At 42.8% G+C, this 14,893-nt stretch carries 12 protein-coding genes; 8 read left to right on the forward strand and 4 right to left on the reverse strand.

Annotation, left to right across the window (positions count from 1 at the left end):
* Positions 1 to 205: 205 nt before the first annotated feature.
* The gene (locus tag FTV43_RS07670) at positions 206 to 889 is read right to left on the reverse strand and encodes a TIGR04219 family outer membrane beta-barrel protein (protein ID WP_179995238.1); all 684 of its coding nucleotides are present in this window, start codon (positions 887 to 889) and stop codon (positions 206 to 208) included.
* A gap of 172 nt (positions 890 to 1,061) precedes the next feature.
* On the opposite strand from FTV43_RS07670, the gene FTV43_RS07675 reads away from it, so the two are divergent.
* From FTV43_RS07675 to FTV43_RS07685, 3 genes are all read left to right on the forward strand, one after another.
* Entirely contained in the window at positions 1,062 to 2,504 is a 1,443-nt protein-coding gene (locus FTV43_RS07675; RefSeq protein WP_179995239.1) for an aldehyde dehydrogenase family protein, read from the forward strand.
* 516 nt (positions 2,505 to 3,020) lie between these two features.
* The gene (locus FTV43_RS07680) at positions 3,021 to 4,505 is read left to right on the forward strand and encodes a sodium-dependent transporter (RefSeq protein ID WP_179995240.1); all 1,485 of its coding nucleotides are present in this window, start codon (positions 3,021 to 3,023) and stop codon (positions 4,503 to 4,505) included.
* 1 nt (position 4,506) lies between these two features.
* Complete coding sequence (locus FTV43_RS07685; RefSeq protein ID WP_168418353.1) at positions 4,507 to 4,617, forward strand: methionine/alanine import family NSS transporter small subunit; 111 nt, start codon at positions 4,507 to 4,509, stop codon at positions 4,615 to 4,617.
* A 123-nt stretch (positions 4,618 to 4,740) separates the two neighbouring features.
* On the opposite strand, the gene rsmB is transcribed toward FTV43_RS07685, so the two are convergent.
* Together rsmB and fmt are read right to left on the reverse strand one after the other, a co-directional pair.
* On the reverse strand, positions 4,741 to 6,048 hold the full coding sequence (gene rsmB, locus FTV43_RS07690; protein ID WP_179995241.1) for a 16S rRNA (cytosine(967)-C(5))-methyltransferase RsmB: 1,308 nt from the start codon (positions 6,046 to 6,048) through the stop codon (positions 4,741 to 4,743).
* On the reverse strand, positions 6,045 to 7,007 hold the full coding sequence (fmt, locus tag FTV43_RS07695; protein ID WP_179995242.1) for a methionyl-tRNA formyltransferase: 963 nt from the start codon (positions 7,005 to 7,007) through the stop codon (positions 6,045 to 6,047). The genes rsmB and fmt overlap by 4 nt, the downstream gene beginning before the upstream one ends.
* Positions 7,008 to 7,377: 370 nt before the next feature.
* Here fmt and ilvD (FTV43_RS07700) point away from each other — a divergent pair, with 370 nt between their 5' ends.
* From ilvD (FTV43_RS07700) to FTV43_RS07720, 5 genes are all read left to right on the forward strand, one after another.
* Positions 7,378 to 9,207 (forward strand): dihydroxy-acid dehydratase, encoded by a 1,830-nt coding sequence (ilvD, locus tag FTV43_RS07700; RefSeq protein ID WP_179995243.1) that lies wholly within the window; start codon positions 7,378 to 7,380, stop codon positions 9,205 to 9,207.
* Between the two features lie 207 nt (positions 9,208 to 9,414).
* Positions 9,415 to 11,100 (forward strand): dihydroxy-acid dehydratase, encoded by a 1,686-nt coding sequence (ilvD, locus tag FTV43_RS07705; protein ID WP_004970362.1) that lies wholly within the window; start codon positions 9,415 to 9,417, stop codon positions 11,098 to 11,100.
* Between the two features lie 118 nt (positions 11,101 to 11,218).
* Positions 11,219 to 12,538 carry a hypothetical protein gene (locus tag FTV43_RS07710; RefSeq protein WP_179995244.1) on the forward strand — a complete coding sequence of 440 codons (1,320 nt, stop codon included), beginning with the start codon at positions 11,219 to 11,221 and terminating at the stop codon, positions 12,536 to 12,538.
* Positions 12,528 to 12,815, forward strand: a complete 288-nt coding sequence (locus tag FTV43_RS07715; RefSeq protein WP_179995245.1) for a chorismate mutase — start codon at positions 12,528 to 12,530, stop codon at positions 12,813 to 12,815. The genes FTV43_RS07710 and FTV43_RS07715 overlap by 11 nt, the downstream gene beginning before the upstream one ends.
* 317 nt (positions 12,816 to 13,132) lie before the next feature.
* Positions 13,133 to 13,312, forward strand: coding sequence for a hypothetical protein (locus tag FTV43_RS07720; RefSeq protein WP_019837339.1), 180 nt, complete (start codon positions 13,133 to 13,135; stop codon positions 13,310 to 13,312).
* Positions 13,313 to 13,590: 278 nt separating this feature from the next.
* Here the strand turns inward: FTV43_RS07720 and FTV43_RS07725 are convergent, their stop codons facing one another.
* The gene (locus FTV43_RS07725; RefSeq protein ID WP_179995246.1) at positions 13,591 to 14,889 is read right to left on the reverse strand and encodes a solute carrier family 23 protein; all 1,299 of its coding nucleotides are present in this window, start codon (positions 14,887 to 14,889) and stop codon (positions 13,591 to 13,593) included.
* Between the last annotated feature and the right edge of the window lie 4 nt (positions 14,890 to 14,893).

The following is a 14,893-nucleotide window of genomic DNA, read 5'->3' on the forward strand; positions in this document are numbered from 1 at the left end:
CCCTTCCCGAACTCAGAAGTGAAACCTCTTCGCGCTGATGGTAGTGTGGGGTTACCCATGTGAGAGTAAGTCATCGCCAGCTCATTATTCAAACACCCTCAACTAGCGTTGGGGGTGTTTTTTTATGTGGGAAAGAAAAGTAGAATGAATAAAAAAACCCTTAAACATAATTTAAGGGTTTTAAATTTATTTAAATATCAAATATTTAGAAATGTGCTTCTAAACCTAAATATGGGCCTTTAAACTCTAATTGAGTTTCCTGATTGGAATCTTGATTGAGCTTAATATCTAAAATGCGATAACCTGCTTTTAAACCAACATCGACTAAAATGGCATCTATAAAGTTATATTTAATTTCTGCCTGAGCATCACGAACTTCATTGTCGCTATTTTTGGCATAGTTAGCTTCAGCTTTGGCACTTAAACCTGTAAATGGTAATTTGACCGCTGCTTCTGCATACAGCATAGGTAAAGTTTCACTGACGTCTTGTGTCGAAAACAAATTCGATCTTAAGTCGCCTTCAAGTACTTTGGCACCAAATCCAACATCTGCGGCAACAATGTTATCTAAAATTTCATAATATAAAATGAAGTCTGAGTAATCTAAATCTAGTTGATTGATTTTTACACCAGCAGCGCTTTGCTCGCTTTCGGCCTGCAAATTGGCATGTTTAATTTTAGCATTGGGTAAAAATGGTACTGGATGCTCTACTGCTAGACTGAAGGGTAAGGCAAAATCATCATCCAAGTTTGGTGATAACTGAGCCTGATTCCAGTCTGCGCTATATTTCCAATAATCTACGCTGGCTTTTACCCCAATAATATCGGCATGAACCGCTGAACAACCAATTAAGCTGCATGCTAAAGCAAAACGTTGTAATGTAAGCATATAAACCCTAGTATTTTTCATCATCATTTGGGATGAATGGTTTAGTGTTGTGATGTTCTCGTGACAAAAAATCATGTGAAATATTGTCCAACTTAGCGCATCATACATTTTCTTGAATCAAAATTCTTGTAAAAATATAGCCTAATTCGCGCCAAAAATAGAGGATTTCAGTATGCAAAATACCCATCCACCTGTCGATTACCCGCTCTATCTTGCCAATAAAGCCGTAGAAACAGGGCAATGGTTAGCCGTTCAGCATAAATATTCTCAAAATTTATATGCGCGTGTCGCACTTGCCGATGCGAAAAGTATTGAAAAAGCCATTCGTGCAGCCGTAAAAGCAGAAGCCGAAATGGCAAAGTTACAGCCCTTTCAAAAACAAAAAATTCTGTTGCATTGTGTGCAGCGTTTTCAAAACATGCGTGAAGAATTGGTCGAAATTTTAATTGCCGAAGGTGGAAAACCACGTTTGGCTGCGATGGCAGAAGTCGAGCGTTTAATTAATACCTTCCAAATTGCGGCAGATGCGGTGTCACAACTAGATGAAGGGCGTATTTTGCCGTTGGCAGTGACGGCTGCTGCTGCGAATTATCAAGGGATGGTTAAGCATGTACCCATTGGTACCGTGTCTTTGATTAGTCCTTTTAATTTTCCGTTGAATTTAACTGCACATAAAATTGCACCTGCGATTGCCGCAGGTTGTCCTTTTGTATTAAAACCTGCCAGTGCCACGCCTATTTCAGCATTGAAAATTGCAGAAGTGTTGGCAGAAACAGATTTACCTAAAGGTGCGTTTTCGGTATTGCCTTGTGAGCGTGAACAAGCTGATGTTTTAGTGACAGATGACCGCTTTAAACTGCTCAGTTTTACCGGTTCAGATGTGGTGGGTTGGGATATGAAAGCCCGCGCAGGACGCAAAAAAGTAACGCTAGAGTTGGGCGGCAATGCAGCAGTGATGATTGAACCCGATACTGAATTGAATGATGCATTGATTCATCGCTTAATTGGTGGTGCGTATAATCATGCAGGGCAGGTGTGTATTAGTGTGCAACGTATTTTGGTGCATGCTGACGTATATGCCGAACTGAAAAAGAAACTTGTGAGTCAGCTTAAGAAAATTAAAGCAGCAGATCCTGATTTGGACAGTACTTTGGTCGGGCCAATGATTAAGGAAGCTGAAGCGCAGCGCTTGAAAAAGTGGATTGATAAAGCGGTGAAAAAAGGTGCAAAAATATTGGCAGGTGGCGAGCTGAAAGGTGTGATGTTTGAGCCGACTTTATTGGAACAGGTCGATCCAAACTTGGAGGTTTATAAAGATGAAGTTTTTGGCCCTGTTGCCATTTTGGAAAAATATTCATCTTTTGAACAAGGAATTACACGTATTAACCAAAGCCGTTTTGGTTTACAGGCAGGTGTGTATACACAAAGTCTGGACAAAATGCTGTATGCATGGGAGCAGTTGCAGGTGGGTGGTGTGATTATTAATGATATTCCATCCTTCCGCGTGGACAATATGCCTTATGGTGGTGTGAAAGATTCAGGTTTAGGGCGAGAAGGGATTCAATCTGCCATTCGTGATATGCAAGAAGAACGTTTATTGGTGATTAAGCGTTAAGGAGTTTCTCTTTTTTACGTCATTTAGCCAGCGCTGTAGTGATTTAAAAACAACTTCGGCGCTGCTTAGAATGGGTGAAAAGTAAAATAATCAGAACAAGCTAAAAAATATATTCCAAATAGTTATATTATTTATAACTTAAAAATCAAGTCAAAATGGAATGGAATTTGAACGTTTGATTAAAAAAGTGCATATAAAAAGCATCTTTCTGAGCAGAATTTACAGAAAAATTGTTCAAAAATGAGTATTGTTAAGCCATACAAAAGCGCACTATTTTGTAAAAACTTTAAGCAAGATTTTCTGAATATTTCGCTGTTTGATCTTTAGATCATGACGCTCACAAGGTGTAACTCTAAAGCAAACACCCAGATTTTCATTTTTTGCAGAATATTTTTTGTGTGCGCTAAAGTACCGTAATATAAGTAAATTTAAGCTAATGAAAAAGCAGGTTTATTTATATAAAAGGTTAAAATTAAAAACAAGCAGTAAAAAAATATTCTGAAGTTTAGGTGTTCTATGACAGATTCTCGTGAGAGTTGGTCCGCACGATCAGGCTTCATTATTGCAGCCATTGGTTCTGCGGTCGGGCTAGGCAATATTTGGCGTTTCCCTTATGTTGCGTATGAAAATGGTGGCGGTGCATTTTTAATTCCGTATTTAATTGCGATCTTTGCCGCAGGTTTGCCATTATTGTTTTTGGACTATGCGGTCGGGCATAAGTACCGTAAAGCACCGCCAACGGCTTATAAAAAGCTGATGAACAGCGAATCACTTGGTTGGTGGCAAGTGATGGTGACCTTGTTGATTGGGATTTACTATGCCAGCGTGTTGTCTTGGGCAGGCAGCTATATGTTCTATTCCATTGGTCAACAATGGGGTGCAGATACAGAAAAATTCTTCTTCTCGACCTATTTGCAAAATGGTGAAGGCTTAGCTTTCGGTTTTGTACCGACTTTATTTATTGGATTAGTCATCGTGTGGACGGTGGTGATGTTCATTTTATATGGTGGGGTCAAAAAAGGGGTGGAGTTGTCGAATAAAATCTTTATGCCATTGTTGGTGATTTTATTCTCCATTTTGGTGATTCAAGCTTTACGTTTACCTGGTGCGGTAGATGGTTTAAATGCTTTCTTTACTCCAAATTGGGAAGCTATGGCGAACTATAAAGTTTGGTTAGCTGCCTTTGGTCATATCTTCTTCTCGCTTTCAGTTGGATTCGGGATCATGCTGACCTATTCATCTTACTTAAAGCGTAAAACCAATTTGACAGGTTCTGGCTTGGTGGTGGCATTGGCCAACTCTTCATTTGAAATTCTAGCGGGTATTGGTATTTTTGCTGCGCTTGGTTTCATGGCCTACAGCGCTGGTTCATCGGTAGATGAAGTAGTTTCTGGTGGTATTGGTCTTGCGTTTATTGCATTCCCAAAAATTATTTCAAGCCTCGGTGCAGGTGGCGATTTATTCGGTTTCTTGTTCTTTGCTTCATTGACCGTTGCTGGTGTGACTTCAATGGTGAGTATTCTACAAGTCCCTATTGCTGCTTTCCAAGACAAACTGGGTTGGTCTCGTAAACGTGCAGTGACCATTATTGCAGGTGGTTCAGCGATTATTTCGACTCTGTTATTCTCTACCCACAGCGCAATTACTTTTGTAGACATCATTGACTACTTTGCCAATAACATTGGTATTGTCGGTGGTGGTTTATTGTCAATTATTTTGGTGACTTGGTTCCGTCGTCCATTGCTTAAAGAATTACAAGCACACGTCAATCAATACTCAAGCATCAAATTGGGTTGGGGCTGGAATTTCCTCTTAACCGTGGTTACGCCACTTTCTTTATTGGTTGCATTAGGTTTAACCCTTAAATCTATTTTTGCAGAAGGCTATGGTGGCTATCCATTACACATTTTACTCACCGTGGGTGGGGGTACAGTGCTGCTATTTGTACTGGGTGCGGTACTGCTTAGCCGTTTAAAAGACCACGACGCAGCGGAGAAATAATATGAATACATCGGCAATTGTGATGTTGCTCATTTCAACTGTGGTGCTATGGGGTGGATTGGTCTTAGCGATGATTCATCTGATTAAAAACCCAGATGAGCTAGAAGACTAAACTTGAGATGAGGATGTACAAGTGCTTTATGCCAAGTACATCCTGAAGTTTAAAAAAGTCAAAAAATAACCCTTGAATCGATCAAGGGGTATTTTTTTGAAAAGAGAAAAAGTAGCAATAAAGTTATGCTGTTTTTTCGATACGGCAATAATAAAAACCATCACCACGACCTTGCTGTGGTAGCAATTGGCGTCCATATTGTTGCGCAATGCCCCAGTCTGCTTCAATTTTGACTTCTTTGGCATTGTCATATTCGGCAAAAAACAGCTGCATTTGCTGTTCATTTTCGGCTTTTAAAATCGAGCAGGTAATGTAGAGCAATGTGCCACCCACTTTAAGTTGCTGCCACATCTGCTGCAAAATCTGTTGTTGTAAGGCTGCGGTTTGTTGAATGTCGCCAGATTGACGCAGCAAGCGAATATCTGGATGACGACGCAAAACTCCAATTGCTGAACATGGTGCATCTAATACAATACAGTCTACGGTTTCACTGGTCGTCCATGTGGTGGCATCAGCAGCGACAATATCGACCTGTGTGTCTTGATTCAGCTGTAGACGTTCTAGGTTTTCACTGACACGTAACAGCCGTTTGGCATCCTGATCTAAGGCAATCAATTTTTTAGGCTGAAATTTTTCAAGCAGATGCGCTGTTTTACCACCGGGTGCTGCGCAGGCATCGACTACCACTTTGCCATCTAAATTTGGCAAGAGCGTTGCACACAGTTGGGCATGTTCGTCCTGTACGGAAAATACGCCTTCATCAAAACCAGGCAAGTCTGGAATGTGCACATTTTGCAGCATCACAATACCGACTTCAGACACGGTGCAAGCTTCTGCAGCAATCTCTTGTTCCTGCAAAATTTCTAAATAGTCATCGCGGCTGATTTGGCGTGTATTGACTCTTAAAGTCAGAGGCGCGGTTTGCTTTAAAGTTTGCGTCAGTTGTTCTTGTTGTTCAGGCCAATCTTTTTTCAGACGTTTATACAACCAACTTGGCAAACCATGTGCCTGCGCCAAAGCCTTTTGAAATTCCGATGTTTCACGTGAAACACGACGCAGAATTGCATTCACCACACCGCTGAGTGCTTGATAGCCCAATTGTTTGGCTGCAGTTACGGTTTCAGAAATTGCGGCATGACTGGCTACACGAGTACAAAGCACTTGATATAAGCCGACATATAAACAGGTTTCAACAGTTTCATTGTTGAGTGGTTTCACCAACAGCGGCAAAGTAATGCTTTTTAGGGCATACCATTGACGCAAAGTGCCCAAAACCAGTTCATGAAACAAGGCGCGGTCACGTTCTGCGACTTTACTTAAATGTGCAGGTAAAACGCTCGCCAATGATTGCCCTTGTTGTACAGCCAATAGCGTACGGATGACTTGGGCACGCAAGTTCAAATGTGAGTTGCCTGATTCAGATGGGCTCATGCGAGAACTTGTCCTGTTTGAAGTTTTTGAGTTTGAATGATTTGCACAGGATTCAGCGGTTTAGCACCTGGCCATTGCAGTGAGGTTAAACATACCGCTTGTTGATCGCCACAGGCCACGTGTACGCCCTGTTTATCCAGTTTTAAAATCGTGCCTGCTGCCTGACCTTGTACAAATTCATCCGATAATTGTGAACCCCATACTCGCAAGTTTTGGCTGTCATCTAAAGGGATAAACGCCACAGGCCACGGATTAAAGGCACGAATATTACGGTCAATTGCAACCGCAGACTGTGACCAGTCAATTTGCGCTTCGGCTTTAGAGAGTTTATGTGCATAGACCGTCAAGGCTTCATCTTGCACTTCACGCGCTGCTAAATAATCTTGTAATTTTTGTTCTGAAGCCAATACTTCAACAATCGCTTCGGCTCCTTGCTCGGCCAATTTGTCATGTAAGCTGGCAGAGGTGTCTTCTGCAGTAATGGGGCACAGAGTTTTATACATCATATCGCCTGTGTCTAAACCTGCGGCCATTTTCATAATGGTTACGCCTGTTTCAGTATCGCCCGTAGCAATAGCACGCTGAATAGGCGCTGCACCACGCCAACGTGGTAATAACGAACCGTGGATATTCAAACAACCGTATTTAGGGGTATCTAAAACCACTTGTGGCAAGATGAGACCATAAGCTGCGACGACCATGACATCGGCATTCAGGGCAGCCAATTCTTGTTGGGCCGCTAAACCTTCTTCAGTAGATGATTTAAAGTGCAGAGGTTGATACACAGGAAGATCGTGTTGCAGTGCCAATTGTTTAACCGCTGAAGCAGTGAGTTTTTGCCCACGTCCCGCTTTACGGTCAGGCTGAGTGTAGACCGCGACAATCTCATGTTCGGTGTTTAGGAGTGCTGCCAATGCGCTTGCAGCAAATTCAGGCGTACCCGCAAAAACGATTTTCAATGGAAATCAACCCATGTAAATAGATAACGCGGCAATTATAACAAATTGCGGCTCAAAGGTCGGAACGGGTTGTAACAAATCCACCTTGTCGCTGTGCTATAAATTATTATGATAAAAATTAGTAATGCAAAATTTAAAAATTATTCATGAAAGTTTTGTATTGCATTCAGTATGATCAACAAAGTGCTGTAGTTTTTCGTCACTTTTTATCCATCATAAAGTTGGTAAAGCAGCAGCCTTACTACCTCAAGCTGTAGTAAAATACAAAGACTCTTAAACTATTTTGCAGTGATACAGATCTTGCAAACAGTATTATTTCGCCAGAATGAATTTCAGATTCATTTCAGCACAACCAAGTTGGAACTTTATAATGCCTGACTATCGTTCAAAAACATCGACACACGGAAGAAATATGGCGGGTGCACGCGGCTTATGGCGTGCAACGGGTATGAAAGACGAAGATTTCGGTAAGCCGATTATTGCGGTGGTCAACTCATTTACCCAATTTGTACCTGGCCATGTGCATTTAAAAGACCTCGGTCAAATGGTGGCAGAACAAATTCAGGCGGCAGGTGGTGTTGCCAAAGAATTTAACACCATTGCCGTAGATGACGGGATTGCCATGGGCCATGACGGCATGTTGTATTCATTGCCATCGCGTGACTTGATTGCCGATTCGGTAGAATACATGGTCAACGCGCACTGTGCCGATGCCATGGTGTGTATCTCCAACTGTGACAAAATCACACCAGGGATGCTGATGGCTGCTATGCGTCTGAACATTCCAGTGGTGTTTGTGTCTGGCGGCCCAATGGAAGCAGGTAAAGTCAAAATTCGTGGCAATGAACACGCGATTGACTTGATTGACGCGATGATTGTGGCGGCAGATGATAACTATACCGATGAAGAAGTTGCTGAATATGAGCGTTCTGCATGTCCAACTTGTGGTTCATGCTCAGGGATGTTCACTGCAAACTCAATGAACTGCTTAACAGAAGCTCTAGGTTTATCTTTACCGGGCAACGGTTCAATTGTAGCAACTCACGCCAACCGTAAAAAACTGTTTGATAAAGCAGGTCAGTTGATTGTGGAATTGGCCAAACGCCATTATGAACAAGACGATTACAGCGTATTGCCACGTTCAATTGCAACCAAAGCATCTTATGAAAATGCTATGACGTTGGACATTGCTATGGGCGGTTCAACCAACACCGTACTGCACTTGTTGGCGGCTGCCAATGAGGCAGGTGTGGATTTCACCATGGATGACATTGACCGTTTATCACGTAAAGTGCCTGTACTATGTAAAGTAGCGCCTGCAAAACAAGATGTTCACATGGAAGATGTACACCGTGCGGGCGGTATTATGTCTATTTTAGGTGAGCTAGATCGCGCAGGTTTATTGGACACTTCTGTAGGCACAGTTCACGAAGCGACTTTAAAAGATGCTTTGGATAAATGGGACATCATCCGTACCGAAAATGAAGACGTTTACCAGTTCTTCCGTTCTGCACCAGGCGGCGTACCCACCCAAACTGCATTCTCACAAGACCGTTACTATTCACGTTTAGATGGTGACCGTGACAATGGTGTGATTCGTAATGCAGAACACGCCTTCTCTAAAGATGGTGGTTTGGCGGTACTTTACGGCAACATCGCTTTAGATGGCTGTATTGTAAAAACTGCAGGGGTGGATGATTCCATTCTAAAATTCAACGGCACAGCACGTGTTTTTGAAAGTCAGGATGCTGCTGTAGACGCGATTTTGGGCGGTAAAATTACAGCGGGTGATGTGGTGGTGATTCGCTACGAAGGCCCACGTGGTGGCCCAGGTATGCAAGAAATGCTCTATCCAACCAGCTATTTGAAATCGAAAGGTTTGGGCAAAGAATGTGCCTTACTCACCGATGGTCGTTTCTCTGGCGGTTCTTCAGGTCTTTCAATTGGTCACGTTTCTCCAGAAGCGGCTGAAGGTGGTGCGATTGGTCTGGTTGAAGATGGTGACCGTATCGAAATTGATATTCCAAACCGCAGCATTCACTTGGCGGTAGATGACGCAACTATGGCGGCACGTCGTGAAGCGCAAGAAGCTAAAGGCTGGCATCCTGCAGAAGAACGTCCACGTAAAATTTCTAAAGCGTTGAAAGCCTATGCTATGCACACCACCAGTGCAGCAAAAGGTGCGGTACGCGAAATCTAAGCAGTACTTAGCAATTTAAGTGGCCACAAAAAGCACTCCAAATATTGGGGTGCTTTTTTTCATGTGCATACTTGTGCCGGATGAAGCATCCAAATCACACGTGGTTTTTCTTGGGCATTTGGTTTTATATCGTGCCTGCTTTCTATACAATGAAATACAGAATAAATTAGATCCGTATGACTTGACCGATCTTGCAAGGAATCCGCTATGAGTAAACAGAATATCCGCGAACATTCAGCCGAAGTCTATGAAGGCATTGAAAATGCACCTGCACGCTCCATGATGCGTGCGGTGGGTTTTAAGGATGAAGATTTTACTCGTCCATTTATTGGCATTGCATCGACTTGGGCCAATGTCACACCATGTAATATGCATATTGATGGCTTGGCGCGTGAAGCGGAAACAGGCGTGAATCAAGCGGGTGGTAAAGGCATTATTTTCAATACCATCACCATTTCAGACGGTATTTCAAACGGCACCGAAGGCATGAAATATTCACTGGTTTCACGTGAAATCATTGCCGACTCAATTGAAGCCGTGGTGGGTTGTCAGGCCTATGATGGTGTGATTGCAATTGGTGGCTGCGATAAAAACATGCCAGGCTGCATTATGGGACTGGCGCGTTTAAATCGTCCGGGCTTGTTTGTTTATGGCGGCACTATTAAACCAGGTGCAGGACATACCGATATTATTTCGGTGTTTGAAGCCGTGGGTCAGCATGCCAAAGGTGAAATTAACGAAATTCAGGTCAAACAAATTGAAGAAGTGGCTTTGCCAGGTGCAGGCTCTTGTGGTGGCATGTACACCGCGAACTCTATGGCATCGGCCATTGAAGCATTGGGCATGAGTTTACCAGGGTCTTCGGCACAAGAAGCTGTTTCTCAAGATAAAATGGATGACTGCCAACGTGCAGGCGAAGCAGTCATGAATCTGTTACGTCTGGATATTAAACCACGTGACATTATGACCAAATCTGCCTTTGAAAATGCCATTAAAGTGCTGATTGCTTTGGGTGGATCGACCAATGGTGTACTGCATTTAATTGCCATGGCACATTCTGCAGGGGTTGAACTGACACTGGATGATTTCGTGCGTATTGGTCAGGAAACCCCAGTGGTGGCCGATGTACGTCCATCGGGCAAGTATTTAATGTCGGAGCTGATTGCCATTGGCGGCATTCAACCGTTGATGAAACGCATGCTAGATGCAGGCATGCTTGATGGTTCTTGCTTAACGGTTACAGGTAAAACTTTGGCAGAAAACTTGGCCGATGTTGCCGATTATCCTGAAGGTCAGCAAATTATTTTACCGTTTGATGCACCAATCAAAAAAGATTCGCACTTGGTGGTTTTAAAAGGCAACTTATCACCTACGGGCGCAGTGGCAAAAATTACAGGCAAAGAAGGCTTGTATTTTGAAGGCCCTGCACGCGTTTTTGAAGGTGAAATTGGCGCGATGCGCGGTATTTTAGATGGCGAAGTGCAAGAAGGTGAAGTGGTGGTGATTCGTGGTGAAGGCCCTAAAGGTGGCCCGGGTATGCCAGAAATGCTGAAACCAACTTCTGCAATTATTGGCAAAGGTTTGGGTAATTCAGTCGCGTTAATTACCGATGGACGTTTTTCGGGTGGCAGTCACGGTTTTGTGATTGGGCATGTGACCCCAGAAGCGTATGAAGGCGGGCCAATTGGTCTGGTGAAAAATGGCGATAAAATTTCGATTAATGCCGAAACCCGTGAAATGACTTGGCATGTGTCGGAAGAGGAAATGGCAGCACGTAAAGCGGCATGGGTCAAACCAAAGCCAAACTATACCCATGGTGCATTGGCGAAATTTGCTAAATTGGCATCGGGCGCAGAAAAAGGTGCAGTGACTGATCTGAATTTAGAGGTCTAATTGATCATTTTTATATGAATTGATATAAATCCTTGTGTACTATTGAAGGACGAGCGCACATGATTTGCATGTGGCTTGTCCCCAAACCACAAGGATTTTCTTTTTAGAGGCTGATCTCATGTCACTGTTACGCCGTTGGTTCGATCCGATCAGATCGAGTTGGTTTTATCAAAAACCATCTCGGCAAGCGGTGTTGCCCACGGAACACGGACTGAGTGTGTATTTACGTCTAGATGATGTATATAGCTATTTGGCGGTACAGCAGTTGCCGCAATTAGAAGATATTCTGGCCGATGAATTAAAACCTTTAACCGTGGTGATTTCGCGGCAAAGTGGCGATGCACCGAATCAAATGTCGGCTGCAGAATGGCAAAATTATTGTATTCAAGATGCACAAATTCTTGCCAAACAACACCGTTTTAGTTTTCACGATAGCCCTGAACCACCGACTGCAGAGGCCTTAATGCAGGCAGAAGCTATTTTGCGGCATACGCCGTTACGTGGTCAGGATTTCTTGTATTTACTCGAAGATGTGTTTCACATGCTGTGGCAAAAGCAGTCGGGTAAATTACGCACTTTATATGCCATGTCCAGCCGTCATCATCAAATTCAGGATTTTCCTGAACGGGTTTTTGATGATGCACCTGTATTGGCCAGTTATTTTGAGTTTGGTGGACGTAAATATCATGCGGTCGATGATTTATTGCGTTTGACACGCCGTTTAAAACAACAAAAATTACTCACCGATAATCCTATTTTCTTGATCAATCACATTGAATGGCGAGAACATTTAATTAGTGATGCCGAAGAACTCAATGAAATTCAGGCACTCGACCCTGAACTGGATTTGTATATTGCACTGGAAGACCCGATTTCTTGGTTGTTATTGGCGTATATCAAAGAAGAATTAGCTGCCTATTACAATATCCATTTGAATGTGTATCCCTTGTCTTATCATGGACGCGACTGGTTTGACTGGAGTTTGGCAACACGTTTATCTAAACGTACTGATGTTGCGTTTACGCCGTTTTGCCGCCCGACTGAGCAGGCGACTTATCAAATGGCGCAACTGTATTACAGTGTGCCTGAAGAACAGCGTGTCGATGCCATGTATCGCATTTTGCAGGCGGTATGGACGAGGGGACAGGATTTATCCTTTAAAGCGCATTTTGAGCGTATGCAGCGTGAACTGGAGTTAGATCAACTGACCACAGCCGATGTGACCGAGTTGCTCAAAGAAAACGATATGCTGTGTGAAATGAAATCTCAGCCCGATTTTCCTGTGTTGGAATTGCGCATAGATGGGCAAAGCTACGTGTTTAACAGCTTATATCGGGTGTGGATGATTGAAAGTATTTTCAGTAATGTGTTAGAAGAAAAGTATAAGAGTGAAAACGAAACCGAAACTGAAAGTGTAGCCCAAGCCCATGAACAATGAAAAAGTAAACTCATTACAACAAGCACGTGACAAAATAGACCAAATTGATGTGGCTTTAATTGAACTGATTGCATCGCGTCAGTTTTATGTCGATCAGGCCATGCGCCATAAACAGACTGTGGAAGATGTACAGTCGCCGCAGCGCGTGAAAGAAGTGATTGAAAAAGTCCGTGCTTTGGCCGTGCAACATGCAGTCGATCCAGACATGGTCGAGCGTTTGTATCACGATATGATTCAGCATTTTATTCAGCGTGAATTAAAAGAATTTCGTCCCTAACTGGTCTTATCTATAAGTTTGGGTGATGCTTCAACCGCAGCCCAAACTTTATATTTACGCGGTAAAACCGCTATTTGTATGCCATCTTCGTGTTCAAACCATAATTTTTAAAAATAATTTGCTTATTTTTTCTGCTGGCAGCTTTAAGCGTAAAGCCTTGCTTGTCTTGACTTTGACGGCTATTTATAAAGTAATGGTAAAAAAAAGAATATGATTTTATTACATTTTTTAACATTGTAGGTTTGCTTTATTTTGAAAAGTATATATATTGTATATACATCTTTTGCAAAGCAGTCTTTATTTTGGAGAGATCAGCAATGAACGAGCAAATCAAAAAAATAAAGACAGGCAAGAAAGATGGACAACTTTTAATTCGTATTAATAGTACTGAACGTGATGAATTTATTCGTTTATGTGAAGAACTTGATACTAGTGCTGCTCGTGAATTAAGAAAATTTATTCGTAGTTTTGTGAAACAACACAATAGCAACGAATAGCCTTACTAAGGAGTAATACCATGGCTAAGCAAGTTAAATCTTTGAAGCAAAAAATCAAAGCACGTTTGAAAAAGATTTCAAAACATAAAGGCAAATTGAAGCAACTTAAGCAAGAGCTTAAAAAACAGAAATAAGCCTTAGTAAAATCATGATCTCTTAAAAGCGGTTTATTCTAGACAGACCGTTTGAGCTAAAAAAGACCGAACAATCATTGTTGTTCGGTCTTTTTGCATTGTTTCGGCATCTGCTTAGTTACAGCAGATGACAGCAGGTTCTGATTAGGATGGATCACGCAAACTAAAGAACCAGTTTAGGAACAAGGCCGCAAAAGTTGCTGTACCAATCCCACCCAAATTAAAGCTGCCCAATTGCAGCGCAAAGTCGCCCGTTCCTAAAATAATGGTCACGGCAGCCACCATCAAGTTTTTGTTTTTAGAAAAATCGACTTTGTTTTCAATCCAGATTTTTGCGCCAGCAATGGTAATCAAGCCAAAGACCACAATTGAAGCACCAGTTAAAATGGCGGTAGGAATGGTGTGAATAATCGCGCCAAATTTGGGTGAAAGCCCAAGGAAAATTGCAAAGACCCCCGCCACCACAAAAATAATTGTGGAATACACGCGGGTAACAGCCATCACGCCAATATTTTCACCATAAGTGGTCATACCTGGTGCACCGACACCACCTGCGAGTGTTGTGGCAACACCATCTGCCACAAAGGCTTTACCAATGTGTGGATCGAGGTTTTCACCTGTCATTGCTCCGACTGCTTTAATGTGTCCCAAGTTTTCTGCCACCAAAATGAAGGCAATTGGGGCAATAATCAGCATAGCATTCACATCAAATACAGGCGCGTGAAAGTCTGGAACGCCAAACCATGCGGCTTGCTGAATTGGTGCGAAGTTAATTGGCGTACCCCAACCCATGACATTGGTGACCACAAAATAGATCAGATACGACATGAGTAAGCCAATTAAAAGCAAGAGGCGTTGCAGTAAACCTTTGGTAAACACGGCAATGATGCCCATACAGAGTACAGTTACCAATGCCATCCACATATTAAATGGATTGCCTGCAACCGCTTTGACCGTGACTGGGGCAAGGTTTAAACCAATGATCATTACCACGGCACCTGTCACCACAGGTGGCATCAATTTTTCAATCCAACGGGTGCCTGTAGCCATGACCAAAAAGCCAATCAGGGCATATAAAATACCGCAGGCAATTATCCCGCCTGCCGCGACCCCTATATTGGCATTTAAACCACCTGCTGCACCTGCATAGCCTGTGGCAGCAATCACTACCCCAATAAAGGCAAAGCTCGAACCTAAATAACTTGGCACGCGCCCACCTGTCATGAAAAAGAACAGAATGGTACAAATCCCTGACATTAAAATGGCAAGGTTCGGATCAAAGCCCATTAAGAAAGGTGCAAGTACCGTAGCACCAAACATGGCAAACGCGTGTTGTATCCCTAATACAACGGTTTGTGCAGGCGGTAGATACTCATTGGTCCCTACAGGACGTGCATCAATGCTGCCTTCATAAGGGCGCCATTTGGGAAACCAATTGGACATAAAG

This window comes from Acinetobacter sp. YH16053, from assembly GCF_013417035.1.
GTDB lineage: Bacteria > Pseudomonadota > Gammaproteobacteria > Pseudomonadales > Moraxellaceae > Acinetobacter > Acinetobacter towneri.

Excerpts from the sequence above, each read along its gene's own strand:
- FTV43_RS07670 (WP_179995238.1), bottom strand. The coding sequence starts at position 889 with ATGCTTACATTACAACGTTTTGCTTTAGCATGCAGCTTAATTGGTTGT.
- FTV43_RS07675 (WP_179995239.1), top strand. The coding sequence starts at position 1,062 with ATGCAAAATACCCATCCACCTGTCGATTACCCGCTCTATCTTGCCAAT.
- FTV43_RS07680 (WP_179995240.1), top strand. The coding sequence starts at position 3,021 with ATGACAGATTCTCGTGAGAGTTGGTCCGCACGATCAGGCTTCATTATT.
- FTV43_RS07685 (WP_168418353.1), top strand. The coding sequence starts at position 4,507 with ATGAATACATCGGCAATTGTGATGTTGCTCATTTCAACTGTGGTGCTA.
- rsmB (WP_179995241.1), bottom strand. The coding sequence starts at position 6,048 with ATGAGCCCATCTGAATCAGGCAACTCACATTTGAACTTGCGTGCCCAA.
- ilvD (WP_179995243.1), top strand. The coding sequence starts at position 7,378 with ATGCCTGACTATCGTTCAAAAACATCGACACACGGAAGAAATATGGCG.
- ilvD (WP_004970362.1), top strand. The coding sequence starts at position 9,415 with ATGAGTAAACAGAATATCCGCGAACATTCAGCCGAAGTCTATGAAGGC.
- FTV43_RS07710 (WP_179995244.1), top strand. The coding sequence starts at position 11,219 with ATGTCACTGTTACGCCGTTGGTTCGATCCGATCAGATCGAGTTGGTTT.
- FTV43_RS07715 (WP_179995245.1), top strand. The coding sequence starts at position 12,528 with ATGAACAATGAAAAAGTAAACTCATTACAACAAGCACGTGACAAAATA.
- FTV43_RS07720 (WP_019837339.1), top strand. The coding sequence starts at position 13,133 with ATGAACGAGCAAATCAAAAAAATAAAGACAGGCAAGAAAGATGGACAA.
- FTV43_RS07725 (WP_179995246.1), bottom strand. The coding sequence starts at position 14,889 with ATGTCCAATTGGTTTCCCAAATGGCGCCCTTATGAAGGCAGCATTGAT.